This is a genomic window from Niveispirillum sp. FG156 (assembly GCF_057809555.1).
Genome location: NZ_JBMDKE010000018.1, coordinates 16,347 through 33,236, shown reverse-complemented (window position 1 = coordinate 33,236; position 16,890 = coordinate 16,347). Strand labels below are relative to the sequence as shown.

General features: G+C 64.4%; 18 protein-coding genes and 1 tRNA gene. 5 read left to right on the top strand and 14 right to left on the bottom strand.

The genetic code is table 11. The features are described 5' to 3' along the window. Positions 1–23: 23 nt before the first annotated feature. On the bottom strand, positions 24–782 hold the full coding sequence (gene rimP, locus ACODSP_RS13085; RefSeq protein WP_488966014.1) for a ribosome maturation factor RimP: 759 nt from the start codon (positions 780–782) through the stop codon (positions 24–26). A 253-nt stretch (positions 783–1,035) separates the two neighbouring features. Continuing rightward, a complete protein-coding gene (locus tag ACODSP_RS13080; protein ID WP_488966013.1) occupies positions 1,036–1,626 on the bottom strand; it encodes an outer membrane beta-barrel protein in 591 nt (196 codons plus the stop codon). Positions 1,627–2,001: 375 nt separating this feature from the next. Between ACODSP_RS13080 and ACODSP_RS13075 the strand changes: the two genes are divergently transcribed. After that, on the top strand, positions 2,002–2,322 hold the full coding sequence (locus ACODSP_RS13075; RefSeq protein WP_488966012.1) for a hypothetical protein: 321 nt from the start codon (positions 2,002–2,004) through the stop codon (positions 2,320–2,322). A 58-nt stretch (positions 2,323–2,380) separates the two neighbouring features. Here ACODSP_RS13075 and ACODSP_RS13070 read toward each other — a convergent pair whose 3' ends face one another. The 3 genes from ACODSP_RS13070 to ACODSP_RS13060 all read right to left on the bottom strand — a co-directional run bounded on the left by ACODSP_RS13070 (position 2,381) and on the right by ACODSP_RS13060 (position 4,745). Beyond that, positions 2,381–3,169 carry a lysophospholipid acyltransferase family protein gene (locus ACODSP_RS13070; protein WP_488966011.1) on the bottom strand — a complete coding sequence of 263 codons (789 nt, stop codon included), beginning with the start codon at positions 3,167–3,169 and terminating at the stop codon, positions 2,381–2,383. An 80-nt stretch (positions 3,170–3,249) separates the two neighbouring features. After that, entirely contained in the window at positions 3,250–3,864 is a 615-nt protein-coding gene (locus tag ACODSP_RS13065; protein ID WP_488966010.1) for a YdcF family protein, read from the bottom strand. Beyond that, positions 3,861–4,745 (bottom strand): cell division protein FtsX, encoded by an 885-nt coding sequence (locus tag ACODSP_RS13060; RefSeq protein WP_444732799.1) that lies wholly within the window; start codon positions 4,743–4,745, stop codon positions 3,861–3,863. Before ACODSP_RS13060 ends, ACODSP_RS13065 begins: the two co-directional genes overlap by 4 nt. A gap of 142 nt (positions 4,746–4,887) precedes the next feature. On the opposite strand from ACODSP_RS13060, the gene ACODSP_RS13055 reads away from it, so the two are divergent. Beyond that, positions 4,888–5,982, top strand: coding sequence for a zinc-ribbon domain-containing protein (locus ACODSP_RS13055; protein WP_488966009.1), 1,095 nt, complete (start codon positions 4,888–4,890; stop codon positions 5,980–5,982). Positions 5,983–6,129: 147 nt separating this feature from the next. Here the strand turns inward: ACODSP_RS13055 and infC are convergent, their stop codons facing one another. From infC to ACODSP_RS13040, 3 genes are all read right to left on the bottom strand, one after another. Continuing rightward, entirely contained in the window at positions 6,130–6,669 is a 540-nt protein-coding gene (gene infC / locus ACODSP_RS13050) for a translation initiation factor IF-3 (RefSeq protein ID WP_054166937.1), read from the bottom strand. A gap of 95 nt (positions 6,670–6,764) precedes the next feature. Next, entirely contained in the window at positions 6,765–8,756 is a 1,992-nt protein-coding gene (thrS, locus tag ACODSP_RS13045; protein WP_488966008.1) for a threonine--tRNA ligase, read from the bottom strand. A gap of 299 nt (positions 8,757–9,055) precedes the next feature. Next, entirely contained in the window at positions 9,056–10,072 is a 1,017-nt protein-coding gene (locus ACODSP_RS13040) for a porin (RefSeq protein ID WP_488966007.1), read from the bottom strand. A gap of 132 nt (positions 10,073–10,204) precedes the next feature. On the opposite strand from ACODSP_RS13040, the gene ACODSP_RS13035 reads away from it, so the two are divergent. The 3 genes from ACODSP_RS13035 (at position 10,205) to ACODSP_RS13025 (ending at position 11,632) form a co-directional block, all read left to right on the top strand. Beyond that, a complete protein-coding gene (locus ACODSP_RS13035) occupies positions 10,205–10,900 on the top strand; it encodes a YggS family pyridoxal phosphate-dependent enzyme (protein WP_488966006.1) in 696 nt (231 codons plus the stop codon). Further along, positions 10,893–11,486 carry a DUF4269 domain-containing protein gene (locus tag ACODSP_RS13030; RefSeq protein ID WP_488966005.1) on the top strand — a complete coding sequence of 198 codons (594 nt, stop codon included), beginning with the start codon at positions 10,893–10,895 and terminating at the stop codon, positions 11,484–11,486. The genes ACODSP_RS13035 and ACODSP_RS13030 overlap by 8 nt, the downstream gene beginning before the upstream one ends. Before the next feature lie 55 nt (positions 11,487–11,541). Beyond that, a tRNA-Ser gene (locus ACODSP_RS13025) sits at positions 11,542–11,632 on the top strand. Positions 11,633–11,698: 66 nt separating this feature from the next. Here the strand turns inward: ACODSP_RS13025 and ACODSP_RS13020 are convergent. Genes ACODSP_RS13020 through ACODSP_RS12995 form a run of 6 tightly spaced genes read right to left on the bottom strand, consistent with a single transcriptional unit; the run spans position 11,699 to position 16,886 of the window. Next, positions 11,699–12,742 (bottom strand): site-specific integrase, encoded by a 1,044-nt coding sequence (locus tag ACODSP_RS13020; protein ID WP_488966004.1) that lies wholly within the window; start codon positions 12,740–12,742, stop codon positions 11,699–11,701. Then, positions 12,739–12,987, bottom strand: a complete 249-nt coding sequence (locus ACODSP_RS13015) for a helix-turn-helix transcriptional regulator (RefSeq protein WP_488966003.1) — start codon at positions 12,985–12,987, stop codon at positions 12,739–12,741. Before ACODSP_RS13015 ends, ACODSP_RS13020 begins: the two co-directional genes overlap by 4 nt. 17 nt (positions 12,988–13,004) lie before the next feature. Further along, positions 13,005–13,334, bottom strand: a complete 330-nt coding sequence (locus ACODSP_RS13010; RefSeq protein ID WP_488966002.1) for a DUF2190 family protein — start codon at positions 13,332–13,334, stop codon at positions 13,005–13,007. A 2-nt stretch (positions 13,335–13,336) separates the two neighbouring features. Further along, positions 13,337–13,543, bottom strand: coding sequence for a phage head-tail joining protein (locus ACODSP_RS13005; RefSeq protein WP_488966001.1), 207 nt, complete (start codon positions 13,541–13,543; stop codon positions 13,337–13,339). A gap of 9 nt (positions 13,544–13,552) precedes the next feature. After that, the gene (locus tag ACODSP_RS13000) at positions 13,553–15,463 is read right to left on the bottom strand and encodes a prohead protease/major capsid protein fusion protein (RefSeq protein ID WP_488966000.1); all 1,911 of its coding nucleotides are present in this window, start codon (positions 15,461–15,463) and stop codon (positions 13,553–13,555) included. Then, positions 15,456–16,886 (bottom strand): phage portal protein, encoded by a 1,431-nt coding sequence (locus ACODSP_RS12995; RefSeq protein ID WP_488965999.1) that lies wholly within the window; start codon positions 16,884–16,886, stop codon positions 15,456–15,458. Before ACODSP_RS12995 ends, ACODSP_RS13000 begins: the two co-directional genes overlap by 8 nt. Positions 16,887–16,890: the final 4 nt, after the last annotated feature.

Below are 16,890 nucleotides of genomic sequence, written 5' to 3'. Positions count from 1 at the left end.
AACCCTGCCTTCTATCCTGATCGTCAGACCGTCCCGGCGCCGGCATCGGCGTCGGAGGGGCCATCGGTGGTCACAATATCCTGTTCATCCTGGTCCGGACGGGCGAAACGCCCCGGACCCTTCTTCTTGGACGCCTTCTCGGCCTTGGGACGCTTCACCGGCTTGGCCGTGTCGTCCACATCCATCTGCCCGCCCTCGGTGCCAGCCGCCAGCCCCTGTTCGGAGGCCGCCATGCTCAGCAACTCATCGGTCAGTTCCAGCCGGGCCTTAGCGATCTCGGCGAAGGGGATCTCCGCCACTTCCACCAGACCCGGATCAATTTCCACCGGCTTCGCCTTGGCCGAAACCTTCGCGCCCGGCTTGCGCTTGGGCGGCTGAGAGGTCTTGGCATCCAGGGCGATCAGCACATTCTCGCCTTCGACCCCGTAAAGCGTGCCGCGGAAGCGCTTGCGCCCATCCATCGGCATCTGGGTCTCGATACGAGCCTCAAGACCCTTGAACCGCTCGAAATCCTTCAGGCGGGTCAGCGGCCGGTCGATGCCGGGGCTGGATACTTCCAGCGTGTAGGCCGATGTGATCGGGTCTTCCACGTCCAGCAGGGCGGAAACGGCGTGGCTGATGTCAGCGCAATCCTCGACCGTCATGGCCCCGCCATCGGTGCGGTCGGCCATGATCTGCAAGGTCGGGCGCTCACCACCGGAAATCTGCAGGCGCACGATCTCATACCCCATGGCCTCGACCGAGGGGGTGATGATGCCACCGATGCGTTCCTGCACGTCCATTCGCGTTCCAACTCCACCCGCCGCCCGGCGCGATGCCGGATACGCGGAGCCCAGATAAACAAAAAGGCGGGCCAAAGGCCCACCCGCAAAGCAGACCAGCCTGCCAACGACGGTCGCTGGCCGGTCCGTATGGGATAAAGATGATGGGTATATAGACCCGAACGGCCCGCGTGAAAAGGGGAATCACTACAGGGCCTTGCATCCCTGCCCCCCAGGGTGGCTTCCACCACCCTGAAAGGCAGGCTTTACTTCATCAGAAGCTGGCGCGGGCCGTCAGCTTCACGATGTGGCTGGTGACATAGTCGGAGCCGCTGCCCTTGGCATCCACCCACAGATAGCGATAGCCGGGAGCGACGGTCAGCCCATCCCAGACCACCATGTTCAGGCCAGCCTCGGCGAACAGGGCGCCGTGGGTACCTTCCTTGACGACCAGCAGGCTGCTGTCATTCTTCAGGTCGGCAACACCGCCGCCTAGACCGACATAGGGCTGGTACTTCTTGGTGACGGGGATGTCGTAATAGGCACCGGCCAGCGCCGTCCACATGGACAGATCGCCATTGGGCCGGGTCACGGTTGCGGACTTGGTCCCCGTGATGTCAGCCAGACGGCCAAAGCCGCCTTCCAGTTCAAAGCGGAAATCGGCCAGCCGGTAACCGGCGGCGATGGTGCTGGCGTACTTCTTGTCAGCGTTACCCTTGGCGGTCTTCCAGGTCTTCGCATGCGTATAGTCGTTGCCGACAAAGGCACCGACGGAAGCAGCGACATAGGGGCCATCTTCGGCACGGGCGGCACCAGTGGCGGCGAGCAGCATGGCGGCAACCGCCATCAACAGTTTGGTCTTCACGATGGATATTCCTGTAATTTCTGATGTCTCGCCCCTGGCCGCAGACATAAGCGCTCATACCGCACTGCGGAAGGGGTGGTATCGACAGATGTGGGCCGCGTATTTGTGCGGTCTGCGTCGCCGAAAGGCTCATAAGTGTTCAGAAAATGGGCAATTGGAAATTATCTCGAATGCGAGGTAATTATCTGATGATATCGATGCCTTCGGAGTACAAAATGTACAGAATTGTGACAGTTGTTCGTGCATAGCTTATGTTGGTTGCAATGCACAAAAGTAAAAGCTCAAACTATTGCGTTTTCCCCTCAATATGGCATCGTCTTTACACGATATACCGGAAGACATGTTGCGACGCGGCATGAAAGAGGAGACCGCCTTATGCTGACCAAGACCCGTTCCGCCCTGCTGCTGGCCTCCCTGGCGCTGCTGCCGGCGCCCGCCTTTGCCGCCTGCGCCATCAACAACGCCCCCACCGTGCCCGATGGCGCCACCGCGGCACCGGCCGAGATGAACCAGGCCCAGGATGCCGTGAAGGCCTATATCGTGGAGACGCAGGAATTTCTGTCCTGCCTGGAAGCGGAGGCGAAGGGCAATTTCACCCCGGAAATCACCGCCCGCTATAACGAAGCGACCAGCCGGATGAGCAGCCTGGCCATGCAGCTGAACAGCCAGCTGCGCAGCTTCAAGAGCCGCGGCTGATCACAGGCAGGCTACATCCGAAATGCAAAACGCCCCGCATCTGCGGGGCGTTGTCGTTTCAGCCTTCAACATCGACCGGGACCGCCACGGCATTGCCAGGATCGGCGGTGCGCGGGTTCAGCGTGGCAGCGCCCCCGACAGCAACAGCCAACCGGTTGCTGGCGCTTTCCAGCCGCGCCTCCAGTTCGAACAGAGCCACGTCCCGGGGCAGGCCTGGCGGGATCGGGGGCAGGAATTCGATGGTGATGCGGCCCGGTCGTTTCAGGAAGGTCTTGCGGCCCCAGAAGACGCCGGAATTCACCGCCATGGGCACCAGCGGCACCTTCAGTTCGTCGTACAGGACCGAAATGCCAACCTTATAGGGGCGGTACTCGCCCACGGCCACGCGGGTGCCTTGCGGGAAGATCACGATCTCCCGCCCCATCTGTTTCATCTCTTTGGCGCCACGCACCAGCGAGGCGATGGCCGCCCCACGCTTACCGCGCTTCACGGGGATCATGCGGGCCCGCCACGCGTACCAGCCCCAGAGCGGGATATGGATCAGCTCATGCTTCAGCACGATCGCGGGATCGCGGAAAAGCAGGTGGAGCTTCATGGTCTCCCACATCGACTGATGCTTGGCCCCCACCAGATAGGCGCCATCCCTGGGCAGGTGTTCCGCCCCCTTCACGTCATAGTGAAGGCCGATGACATGGCGTTCCAGGAAGGAAAGGCTGCGCATGTAGAAGCGGATGGCCGCGATCAGGACCGGTCGGGGGAACAGCAGCGTCCAGAAGATCGAGGTGCAGTAAACCGCCGTCCAGGCAAAGAACAGTATGTTGAACAGCAGAGAGCGGAGGAAAATCATGCGCATCTGGTCCGGAAGATCGGCGGGCGGGTGCACTTAACCGGAAGGGCCCCGCCCTGTCCATAGCCGGTACCGTAGGGTCAGACCGCCGGGCGCGGCGCCGTCAGGGCCGCACGGACCACGGCCAGCAGATATTTATTATATTCCCCGATGATCAGCTCTGCCGTGCCGGGCCAGCTCCACCACCCGTCCAGGCGCACCTTCTGCGGTGTTACGGGATGGGGGACCAGGGTGACACCGGGCAGGGCGCGGCGGAACTCCACCAGACTGCGCGGCATATGGTAATTGGCGGTGACGACGCGCAGGCTGTGGAAGCCTTCATCGGCCATCCAGCGCGCGGTTTCCACCGCATTGCCTTCGGTGTCGTCGGCGTCGTAGCCAAGTTGCACGCAGCATTCCAGGTCGTTACCCGACTTGGAGGAGATGGCCAGCAATTCGCGCACATCCACGCCGCGATAGACACCAGAGATGAACAGCTTGCGGGCACGGCCAGCGCGCAGCAGGTCAAACCCGACCGACAGCCGCTCGCTGCCACCGGTCAGCACCACGATGCCATCGGTGCGGACATCATCCTCGGGCGCCTGACGCGGCAGGGAGGCCGCAAACAGGAACAGGCCACCGCCCCAGGTCCCCGCCAGCAGGGCGACCAGCAGCACAAGCCTGCGCAACTGCCGGGAAGCCGGATGTCCGCTCACGGCAGACGCCCCAGCGCCCGCATGACGGTCAGCCGTGCCGTCAGGGCAGCCAGCAGCGCCGCCACCACCGGCACAACAGGCAGCCACGCCCAATCCCGCAGCGACAGGGCCATGTCGGGCAGCAGCGACGCACCCAGCCCCTGCCCCGCCTGTTCCAGGCCCCAAAGCGTGGCCAGCGCCAGCAGGAAACCGACACCACCACCCAGCAAAGCCTGACGCAGCATATGCGTCTGGAACTGGCCCGCGACATAGCCGTCGGTGGCGCCCATGACATGCAGCAGCTCCACCTCCTGCCGATGCACCGCGAATCCGGAAGATGCGGCAAAGATGATGGAGATGACGCCCGCCCCACCGATGAGCGCGATGATGCCGACAGACACGGCCTGAACGGTCCGCGCCAGCCGGCGCAGGTCACCCAGCCAGCGGGCCGGGTCCTCCACCGTCACAAAAGGCGCGGCGCGGTTCAGCTGTTCGGACAGGTCGGCGACATTGGCCCCGTCGGCCAGACGCACATCAATCAGCACCGGCAGCGGCAGTTCCGAGACCAGCGCCCCTTCCCCCAGCCAGGGTTCGATCAGGGCGCGGGCATCGGCGTCCGACAGACGGCTGGCCGTCGCGACAAAGGCGCTGGCCGACAGGGCGTCCATGACCTTGCGCACGCGTTCATCCAGTTCGCGGGCATTGGCGGTGCCCGTGGGCGCCACCTGTACCGTCATGCCCGCCGTTAGCTCGCTGTCCCAGCGCCGCGCCAAGCCCGACAGAATCAGCGACACGGCCAGGGCCAGCGCCGCCAGATAGACCATCAGGGCGATGATCCAGGGCAGGAAACGCCCCGTCGCGTCCTGGCTCAGCGGTATGTCGAAATGGGCGCGGCGGCGCATCGGTCCCTGTTCCGGCTGTGGGGGGCCGTTCATCCCGGCCCGTCGGTCAGCGACAGGAATGGCATGGGCGGACGGCAAGGTAAAGCCGGCAGACCCCGTCCGACGGAGGTAGCGCTTCTTTCCGCCCCCGTCCTTGCACAGGATGCCCGCGCCCGCCTATAAGGGATTGGCGCGGACGGCATCGCCGTTCGCCTTCCGATTTCCGATCCACCCCGTATCCCGGCGCCCCGACCCGATGATCCTGTCCTGTCCGTCCTGCGCAAAACGCTTCATGCTCGACGGGCGTCTTCTGGGTGCGGGCCGCAAGGTGAAATGCGGCCAGTGCGGGAACGTCTGGTTCGCTGAGCCGAACATGGCGGTGGCACCGCCGCCGCCCTCCTCCCGGCCCGCAGCCGCGTCACCAGCACAGCGCGCGCCAGCCGCACAACGTCCGGCAGCACCGGCAAAGGCACCGCTGGCCGTGGTGGAACGGCCCGGTGCCGGCGGCGGCAGTGCGCCAGCAAGCCGCCCCCCGGCCCGTAACGCCGTCTCCCCCCCCCCACCGCCGCCGCCTCCCCCGCCCATGGAGGAGCCACGCGGCAACCTGTTCGACGATCCGCCGGGCGATGATCTGGCTGGATTCGGGGATCTGGGTGGGGATGGCAACAGCGATGGATTCGATTCCAAGCGATTCGACGCCGACGCCGATGATATGGGGCTGGCCCGGCCCTTCCGGCCCCGGCCCATCCCGAAAGGCAGCAACCTGCCGGCCCTTCCAGGCCAGTCCAAGGCCAGCCGGGCCGCGATAGCGGCCTGGGCCGGACTGGTACTGGCCGTGGGCGGCATCGGGGCCGGGCTGTTCTATGGCAAGGACATGATCATCCAGGCCTGGCCCGCCGCCTTCCCGCTCTATGAAATGGCGGGGCTGGCCGAACTGCCGGGCACGGGCCTGTCGGAACCGGGTGATCCCAAGACCACCAAGGTTGAAATCCGCGACATCGAAGGCATCAACATGCTGTTCGTATCGGGAGAGATCGCCAACAAGTCCGACAGCCAGCGCGATGTGCCCGATATCCAGGCCGTCGCCGTCGGAGAAGACGGTAAGGAACTGTACGCCTGGCGCATCGTGCCGCCCGTGCGCCGCCTGTTCCCCAACCAGTCCACGAAATTCGAGTCGCGCCGGCCAGAGAACCAGGGCACCCAGGCCAAGAGCATCAGCTTCCGCTATGTCGCGCCGGAGAAGCCGGTCGCACACTAAGACCTGCTGAACTGAGAGTATGTGCCTCCCCGGCCTTCGCCGGGAGGCGGGTCTTCTCGATTTCAGGTGAATCCCAACAAGCACCCAAAAGAAAAGGCCGCATCCCGAAGGATACGGCCTTTTCTTTTGATCATCGGGGGCAGCCGATCAGCGCGGCGCCAAGACCATGATCATCTGCTTGCCTTCCAGCTTCGGCATCTGTTCGACCTTGCCCAGATCGTCCAGCGCCTCACGCACCTTTACCAGAACGGCCATGCCGATATCCTGGTGGGCCATTTCGCGGCCACGGAAGCGCATGGTGACCTTGACCTTGTCGCCTTCTTCCAGGAAGCGGCGCATGGCCTTCATCTTGATCTCGTAATCATGCTCGTCGATATTCGGACGCAGCTTGATTTCCTTGACTTCGATGATCTTCTGCTTCTTGCGGGCCTCGTTGGCCTTCTTCTGCGCCTCGTACTTGTACTTGCCATAGTCGAGGATCTTACAGACGGGCGGATCAGCGTTGGGGCTGACCTCGACAAGGTCGAGGCCGGCATCCTCAGCGGCAATCAAGGCATCGCGCAGGCTGACGACACCAACCATCTCGCCCTCGGCGTCAACCAGACGCACGGAACGGACATTGATTTCGCGGTTGATGCGGGGACCGTCGCGTTGGGGTTCGCGGTCTTGGGAGGTAGGCCTGGCTATGGAAACTTCTCCTGTCTTCCTGGGATCGCCGCCCGGCGGCAGCTTGGGCGCGCGGGCGGGCGGCGATCCGTTATTATACGGTGGTAGGGTCGATCTTAGAACGCTGAATCGGTGGAGGACGTATCCGCAGGCGGACGCGCCTCTTCCGATAGATTAGCAATGGCGGCGTCAAGGGCAAGGATTTCCTGCGCATTGGAGCCAAGACGACGCACGGCGACCGTTCCCTGCTCCGCCTCACGGGCACCAACCACCAGCATGACCGGCACCTTCTGGAGCGAATGTTCGCGGACCTTGAAGTTGATCTTCTCGTTGCGAACGTCCAGTTCCACCCGCAGGCCAGCCCGGCGCAGCTTGGCTGCCACCTGTTCGGCATAGGCGTCGGCGTCCGACACGATGGTGGCCACGGTCACCTGGGTGGGCGCCAGCCAGAGCGGGAACTTGCCGGCATAATGTTCGATCATCATGCCGATGAAACGTTCCAGGCTGCCCAGGATGGCCCGGTGCAGCATGACGGGCCGGTGCTTGGCCCCATCCTGACCGATATAGGAGGCGTCCAGACGTTCCGGCAGCTGGAAATCCAGCTGCAAGGTGCCGCACTGCCAGGAACGACCGATGGCGTCGGTCAGGTGGAATTCCACCTTGGGGCCATAGAAGGCACCCTCACCGGGCAGCTCCTCGAACTCCAGACCGTTGGCGCGGAGCGCGACACGCAGGCTTTCCTCGGCCTTGTCCCAGGTGGCGTCATCGCCCAGACGGTTGTCGGGGCGCAAGGCCAGCTTCACGGCGATCTTGTCGAAGCCCAGGTCTTTATAGACGCCCAGCTGCAACGCGAAATATTCCTTCGCCTCGCTGCCGACCTGATCCTCGGTGCAGAAGATATGCGCGTCATCCTGGGTGAAATTGCGCACGCGCAGGATACCGTGCAGGGCGCCTGACGGTTCATTGCGGTGGCAATTGCCAAACTCGGCCATGCGCAGCGGCAGGTCGCGATAGCTCTTCAGGCCCTGGCGGAAAATCTGCACATGGGCGGGGCAGTTCATGGGCTTCACGCCCAGATACTTCTCCACCCCGTCCTCGGACACCGATTCCCGGACCTTGAACATGTTGTCGCCATACAGGTCCCAATGACCCGACGCCTTGAACAGGCTCGAATCATAGAGCTGCGGCGTGCGCACCTCGACATAGTTGGCGGTGACCAGCTTGGCGCGGATGTAGTTTTCAAGGCTCCGGTAAAGCGCCCAGCCCTTGGGGTGCCAGAACACCGACCCCGTCGCCTCTTCCTGCACATGGAACAGGTCCATTTCGCGGCCCAGCTTGCGATGGTCGCGCTTTTCGGCCTCTTCGATCTGGTGCAGGTGATCGGCCAGTTCCTTTTCGGTGCGCCAGGCCGTGCCATAGATGCGCTGCAACATGGCGTTCTTGGCATCGCCGCGCCAATAGGCACCGGCCACCTTCATCAGCTTAAAGGCATGGCCGACGCGCGACGTGCTGGGCAGGTGGGGCCCGCGGCACAGGTCGTACCACTTGCCCTGGCGATAGATGGTGATGGTTTCGGACGCGGGCAGATCCTCGATGATCTGGGCCTTGTACTTCTCGCCGATCGACTTGAAATGCTCGATGGCCTCGGTCCGGTCCCATTCCTCACGCGTGAAGGGGCGGTTCTCGTCCACGATCTCGTGCATGCGCTTTTCGATCTTCACCAGATCGTCGGGCGTGAACGGCGTGTCGCGCGCAAAATCATAGTAGAAGCCCGTGGCGATGGCGGGGCCGATCGTCACCTGCGTGCCGGGATACAGTTCCTGCACGGCTTCCGCCATGATGTGCGCGGCATCGTGCCGGATCAGGTCCAGCGCGTCGGCCTCGTTCTTGTCCGTGATGATCGCCAGGTTGCAATCGGCCTGCAGCGGCAGGGCCAGGTCACGGACAACGCCGTCGATCTTCACGGCCAGGGCGGCCTTGGCGAGCGACTTGGCGATGGAGGCGGCCACGTCGGCCCCGGTAGTGCCCTGCGCATAGGTCCGCACGCTGCCATCGGGCAGCGTAATGGCAACCTGGGCGCTGGAAACGGGCACTTCAGCCGACGACATGGCTTTTCCCCTGATAGGAGTTGGAAATAGATGGAGCGCGACTTTTGACCAGCGGGCACCTGCGGGTCAAGCGCGGTAGATGGGCGAATTTCACATGGAAGGGAAGGGGTTTCGGTAGGGAGGGGTGGTGCAGTCCGTCAGATGCATGCAAACACCCCCTTATCGTCATCCCGGCGAAAGCCGGGACCCAGCGTGAGGCGCGGTCAGCGCCGAATGACTCCATATCGCGGCAGACGCCGCTCAATGCTGGGCCCCGGCTTCCGCCGGGGTGACGAAAGAGAGGATGGCCCAGCCAGAACTTAAAACCGCGCCTCGACCCCCAGCGTCCCCACCCAGCCCCTGCGCCCGCCCTCATAACGGACGGTGTCCAGGCTGAGGCTGGTTTCATCCAGGATGCGCCAGGACAGGCCGGCGCCATAGGCATCGTAATCCCGGCTGATATCCTGGCTGACGCCCTGCCACCACAGGGCCGCGCCATAGGGGCCGTTCTCATAAGACGCCATCAGGGTGGTGCTGGTGGCATCATCCCCCTTCAACCGGCCACTATCGCCGTCATCCACATAGATGACGCTGCCCGAAAACCCGCCATACAGCGCCAATGCCGCCAGTTTCAGGCTTTGTGTATCGCCCAGCAGGGGATTGCGGCTGTCGGCGGTCACATAGCCGGCAGCCAGTTCATAGGAAACCGCGTCGATGTCGCCCTGGTAATTCAGGCCGATCTCCCAGAGATCACGATCCAGCCGGCCCGGCGTCTGCTTGGCGATATCCTCCACCAGACTGTCACGCTTGGGCGCATAGGAGAGCCCTAAGCGCAGACCCATGACGCGCGGCGTCTCATACAGCAGCTTGGTGGCATCATCGCTGTCGCGGCCCAGATGGTCGATGGGCGGGGCCGTACCGGCAATGCCGGTCCACAGCCCATCCATCTGCCCACCCGCCAGCAGCGGCAGCAGATCGACGGCCCGCTTGGCCGCCCCATCCTCATCCCCCACGCGCAGGCGCCCCCAGGCGGAATTGACGGTCAGGAAGACCTCATTCACCGTCAGCTGGTCGTTGCGTCCGGGCCGGTCCAGGCTTTTCTGATAATCGCCCGACCCCACCGTGGCGGTCAGCGACAGGCCAAGCCCGCTATCGGTCGTGACCGTCCCCTCCCCCGTCGCGGCATAGGCGCCGAAAATATCATGCCCCTCGCCCGTGCGCACGACGGCCCCCTGCCCCACGCCGCGCCCCGTGAACTCCACCGTTTCGCCGGCGGCGGGGAACGCGGCCAGCAAGCTGACGGCGGCGGTGCGGATGGCGCGGGACAGGCGGGGCAAGATCACATCCATATCGGCGATGGCGCGCGGCCACGGGATTGACGGGGCGGACAGGAAGGGCTTTACGTGCGTGATGGGGCGAAAACAAGGCCGATGGCCTACCTGCTCCGGTAATTGCACGAGAAGCCAACCATGACCGATCCCGCCAACGATGTGGCCGCCAACCTGGCCGAGATCAAGGCCCGCATCGACAAAGCCGCCATTGAGGCCGGGCGCCCCGCCGGTGCCGCCCGCCTGATCGCGGTGTCCAAGGTGCAACCTGTGGAAAAGCTTGAAGCCGCACTGACCGCCGGTCACCGCCTGTTCGGGGAGAACCGGGTGCAGGAGGCGAAAGCCAAGTTTCCGGATGCTCGTGAACGCTATCCCGATATCGAACTGCACCTGATCGGCCCCTTGCAGACCAACAAGGTCAAGGAAGCCGTCGCCCTGTTCGATGTGATCCAAACGCTGGACCGCCCCAAACTGGCCGCCGCCCTGGCCGAGGAAGGACGCCGCCAAGGCCGCCTGCCCCGGCTGTTCGTGGAGGTGAATGTGGGGGCGGAGCCGCAGAAGGCCGGCATCGCGCCTGCCGACCTTGCTGCCTTTCTGGATGAATGCCGCGATACCCATGGCCTGACCATCGATGGCCTGATGTGCATCCCGCCCGCCGGTCAGGAACCGGCCCCCTTCTTCGCCCTGCTGTCCGATCTGGCCCAGCGCCACGGCCTTCGCGAGGTGTCGATGGGCATGAGCGGGGATTACGAGCTGGCGGTGCGCCTGGGCGCCAGTTTCGTGCGCGTCGGCACGGCCATTTTCGGCGAACGGATCAAGCCGGCCCCCCATGCCTGACAGGCTGCCCGATTTCCGTGACTGGTCCTTCCTGGCGCATGGCAGTGAGGATCAACGCCGGGCCTTCGCCACCCTGTCACGGCACCAGCCCTTCGACCGGTTGGAAGGCGCCGACGGCGCGCTTGCCGGCACCTTCCCCATCGACATCACCATTGATGGCTCCGACATCGACATCCTGGTCGCCGCCGTCCCCACCAGCTTCGCCCCCGTGCTGGACGCTGGATTCGGCCAGGAACAGGGGTACAGGCGCCACCTGATCACCGTCAGCGACGGTCCTGCCCTGGTGGCCGCCTTCACGCTGGATGGTCTGCCCGTCGAGATTTTCGTGCAGGATGTGCCGGTGGAGCGGCAGATGGGCTGGCGGCACATGCTGGTGGAGGCCCGCCTCCTGCTATTGGACCCCAGCCTGCGCCCGGCGATCCGCGCCCTTAAACAGGCCGGCGTTAAAACCGAACCGGCCTTCGCCCGCCTGCTGAATCTGCCGGGCGATCCCTATCAGGCGATGCTGCCCCTGGAAGCGCACAACGATATGGCCTTGATCCAGCTGCTGTCGCAACGCCGGTCCGCCATGCCGAAACAGGGGTGATTAAAAAGCTTGCGGGATCGGATCGACCTCATTATGTTCCGCGCCCATCCAGTGCGGAGGGGTGGCCGAGTGGTTGAAGGCGCTCGCCTGGAAAGCGGGTATACGTCAAAAGCGTATCGTGAGTTCGAATCTCATCCCCTCCGCCATCTTGCCCAAGCGGGCATTGATGCATCATATCTTTTCCCCGGTTTGTGACTAACCGCTTTGACCGGTTAGCCATTGGGTGTTCCTGCTTTGGCCCCGATGGACGCGATTGCGGCCTCTGCCAACTGATCCCGGTTCGCTTCCTTGGTGTAGCGCTCCACCTCTTTCAGGGTCGAATGACCGGTCACCGACGCAATTTCATGCGGGGTGCATCCGGCTTCCGCCAAGCGCCGCGCAACGGCCTTGCGCAGACCATGGGCGCTCAAATCATCGGGCACGTCGGCATCCTTGCAGGTGCCGCGAAACCAGTTCCCGAAGCTCTCTGCCGTGAACGGCTTTCCGTAGCGAGTGGACAGGAACGCCAGCCTGTCGCGTGGCACGGTGGTCAGGATGGCCGATAGTTCCTTGTGGATGGGGATTGATACCCGCCCACCCGTCTTCTGCTGGCGGAACACCAGCCGGTCACCCTGCACATGCTGCCACCCCAGCTTGACCACGTCCGACCGGCGGGCACCCGTGTAGAGCAACAGGGCGAAGGCCAGCCGCTCCCGGCTCCCCACCGCGTGGAATGCCTCATAGCGGGCGATGTCATCCTCTGACCAGGTGGCAAAGCCGTCCGTCTTACGGCGCACCGGGCGAACCGCCTGGGTGGGGTCGGTGGATATCCAGTCGCGTTCCAGGGCATGCCGCATCAACAGCCGCAGCATGCGCAACAGGTTGTTGGCGGCGGCGGGCGTGTCGCTCTTGTCATCCATGAAGCCGCGCACATGGCGGGCCTCCAACTGGGTAACCGGCTTGTGCCCATGCTTGGCGCGGAAATTCTCGATGATGCCCCGATAGGTGCCTTTGGTCGATTCGCTCAACTGCGTGAAGTCGGCGCTTCGATAGTAGGCTTCGCAGAGGGCAGAAAGGCTGCCCGGCGGTGGGGACTTAACGGATGGCTGTTTCTCCCCATCACCGGCCAGCGCTGCGTTGTAGGCTTTCAGGAAGGCAGGCGATCCCACAGGACCGGGAAGGACAACGCGCTTTTCCGCCCCACGGCGGAAGTAGATGCGTTCCTTGCCATGCCGGTCCTTGTAGCGATGGATGAATTTCAGCCGAATGCTGGTCATGCGACTTCATCCCATGGGTTGGCGATATCTTCGCCACCCGGCAGGTTGTCGATAGATCGGTTCAAGGCCGCGACATCCCACAGCACGCGGCTATCGATCCGGCGGGGGCGCGGCATGCGGCCATCCCGAACCATCTCGTCAAACTTCGACGGGGAGATGCCGGCATACTCCGCAGCGGCTTCCCGGCAAATCAGCCGCGGGGGCAGATTGGGCGGAAGGCGCGTGGTGCGAGGTGATGCCGGCATGATGCCCCCCCCAGCCGTCAGAAGCTGCCATTGAGGCGGACACGGCCAATTCCGCTGGGATTGGCGGACACCGCAAGGGCCACGCCGATCCGGGTGTTGTCGGTGGCTGTGGTAGTGCAAAGCTTGGCGGTGGCATCCCAATAGATGGGCTGCCCGACCGTCCAGGCCTGGGCCTGCACCTTGGCTAGGTCGAACACGCCTTCCGTGACAATCTCGGTCTGGGCGGTTTCGGCGGCGCTGGTGGAGGCAACGCCGAACAGCGAACCCACCAGAACGCCAGCGCCGGACAGAACGGCATAGGGGGCGGCGACGGTCACCGTGTTCCCCGGTTGGACATAGTTGCGCATGGTCAAAGTCCCTTGGATGAAGTGATGCGAACGGTTGTGATGGGGGAGGTGCCCGCAATCTGCCGGTCCAAAGTGGCGACAAGCGCGGCCATTTCCGCGTCAGAACGGAAGGTCACCACCCGTTCACCAAATTGGACAGACCGGGCACCTTGAAAGCGCGCCTTGGTGAGATCGTCGCGATGCTTTGTCAGCTCTTCCGTGGTCGCCATGGTGCCCCCTTACGCCGGGCCGGGGTTGGCGTACCATCCCCGGTGTTCGATGAAACCGGCCCCGAAATCCATCCGAACCTTGATCTGGACACCGTCCACCTCAAAGCCGTTGCGGCTTTCGATCTGGGGGCCGGGTTCGCCGTCCAGATAGGCATATTCCAGCCCGTCCATCTGGGCAGGATCAGCGGCCAGATACCAACGCTTGGAGCTGGTCAACCGGGCCTCCACGATGGGGGTCAGACGGTTGGCGAACGGGTTGACGTCGCCGGTGGTGGCCGGCGTGATGGCGGCAACCAGCTTATCCATGGTGGTTTCCAGCTCCGCCGGCACCAGGGCATAGCGGGGCGCGACGCTGATCCGTCCGCCGGCAAGGCCCGTCTGCTTGCGCATGGCGATGCGGGCGGCGTCCAAGGTGGTCTCGCTGGGGGCGGCACCCGTCCCGGCCTTGTTGCCGTGGTCAGCGTGAAACAGCGTCTTGCCATCCGCCATGGTCGGGCCATTACCGCTGTTGCTTTCCAACAGCGCCAGCAACTGCAACGCTTCAAACTCCGCCGCTGCCGTGCCGAACCGGGTGTTCAGGCTGGTGAAGGCCCCCAGATCGTCATTGATCAGGGCTTGCCGGCTGATGGCAACGATGCGCCCGAAGGTTTCCAGGCGGTAGGTTTCTGCCGCTTCCGACAGGGTGCCCGACTTGAACTCACCGGCTTCATTGACCCTTTCCAGCGTCGGGGCCTCCGACAGCATCAGGGCCATCTTGGCGCGGAAGTCCTTGGCGCTGGTCTGGCGGGCAAGCTGTTTAATCCCGATGGGTGCCGCCTGATAGGCCTGTCGCAGGATGCGGTTGGACGCATCCCCCAGGATCAGGGAAAAATCGCTGGTGGTGTGCAGCGCGCGGGTGATGACGGTCGCTGCCGACATGCCGGTGGTGGAGATGCCGCGCAAGCGCAGGATATCCCGCCCGATCTCGGGCAGGGACAAGCCGATGTAGGCGCGGGCCGCTTCTGACGGGCGATGCCCCGGCATCATGCGGGTGTACAGCGCTTCACCGATCCGTTCGGCCCGCACGGTGGGATCGTCGTTGGAAAAGCCGATATCTGCCCGCTGGGTCAGGATCGGGCCGCCGGAACGCCCTGCCAGGGCGGTGAATGCAGCGGCGCGCGCCTGATCCACCGTGGCGTTGCGGTCGATCTGGCCATTGGCGAAATCCTCTCCCAGACCGGCCAGCCGGGCAATCTGACGGATTTCGCCATTCACGGTCGCCCGTTCGCCGCCGGTCGGCGGGGCGAACATGGTTCGCACCTGTGCGCCGGCATCCGCCGGCACGGGGACAAAGCTGATTTCATAGGGGGTCCATTCCACGGCGGTCAGGCTACGCAGGCCCGACGCATCGGTGCCCTGTTGCCACTTCTCCACCGTGTACCCGACGCTGACATTCCGCAGGATACCGGCCCGCACATCATCCCAAATCGGGGCCACATCCGGGCGGGCGCTGAACTGCAGGGTGGCACGCCCGACATTGCCGTCAACGCTGGCGTCCAAGACGGTCCCCAGAACTTGGCGGATGCCCGTTTTCTGGTGAGCGTCCAGAACCGGGGCACCCCGCATCCGGGACATGTTCACATGGGCCGGGTCCATACTCAGCACTTCCATGAAGTCGCCGGCCAGATCACGGCGGCGATAGGCGGCACCGGTCGACCAGGTCACTTCCACGGTGCGGGATGCATCGTTCAAGGTGCGCGGCTGAATGGCCGCTTCCCGCACGATCAGGTCGGAAGCCGGGGCGTTGCGGGTGTGCAGCGGCGCTCCGGCCAGATCGGACAGGATGTCGTCCAGAAAACCCAAATCCTCGCTCCCTTCCTCCCCCAACAGGTCGGAAAGATCGTCGGTGCCTTCATCCAGGATATCAGCGCTCTCACGCATCGGTTTTGTCCTCGTTGGTAGTGGCGGGGCTGGTTGCGGGCGGGGTGCCCAGCTTCAGGCCCAAGCCGGTTGCGCGGGCCGCATCGCCCGCGATTTCTTCATCAAGGGCTTCAACATCGTACCCACGGGCCGCCACCACCTCCCGCCGGGACTTGAACCCGGCGGCAACGGCAATGGCATCCGCTTCCGCGTCCTTCTTGGGGTCCACCCAATCAAAGCCCGGCGTGATCCATTTCACGGCCATGTAGGTTTCGGCATTGGCGGCGAAGTCGCGGACAGGCAGCGCACCGGACAGCACGGCCAAGGTGATGAACCGCCGCCAGACGGGGCGCAGGAACTGGAAAACCATGGTGCTGTGCTGCACCTGTTCCACGCGGCGGCGGAACTCCACCAGGCCTGCCCGGATGCTGCTGTAGTTCACGGATGACAGGTCACCCGTCAGCATCTCGTAGGGAATGCCCATGCCGGCGGCGATGCCGCGCAGCTGGGTCTTGATAAAGTCGGGCACGTCGCCCACCTGGGCCGGGTCGGAGAACCGGATATCCTTGCCGGGCGGAAGCACTTTCAGCGTGCCCGGCTCCAACCCGCCATCCAACACGCTGGGCCCTGCCATCTTGCCATCAGCCTCGAAGCCGGCGGCGGTGCCCTCCCCGTCCAGAATGAAGCCCGCGAACAGGGCCGCCACCTTCTGGCGGACCAACTGGGCATCTTCCGTTTGGTCCAACTCGTGAAGCCGCAGAAGCACGGGGTGTAGCCAGGAAACACCCCGCACCTGTCCGGGTGCCACGGGTTGGAACAGGTGGGCCATATCCGCCGCCGGCACGGCAACGGGTGACAGCGCGGTAAGCGCCGGGTCACCCGGTCTGGTGGGCAGGACGTGGTAAGCGGTGCGCGTGCCCTGCGCGTCGAACTCCACTCCCGCAATGATGCGGCGGCCATTATCCAGGGCGCGCGACAGGCTGGCGTCCACCTGATCCGGTTCGATCAGGCGGACAATCAGGGGGACGGGGCCGGAACCGCCGGCCTCCATCCGGGCGAAAACCTCGCCATCGGTGAACAGGGTACGGGCGGCAAGGGCTTGCATCCCCTGGAAATCGGTCACCCCTTCTGCATCGGCGAAGTCCGTCCAGCGTTCCCAAAGCTGGTTGATGGCACGGCGGACTTCCGGGCTGGGGTGCTGTGACTGCGGCTTGATGCCAGCCCCAACCAGATTGGCGGCGAAACTGCCGGCGGCGTTCGCGGCCCAAGGGTTGTTGGCGACATAGTAGCGTGCCCGGCGGCGCAGGGGCAGGGCGGCGGTGCGGGTCGCGGCTTCCATGCTCGCGATGGACTTCGCCCCTTCCCAGCGCCGGCCACCAGCCGCGCCGTCGAAGGAGCGGGCAGAGTGTCCACGAAACTGGCGGATGATATCCCGCAGTCCCATGGCC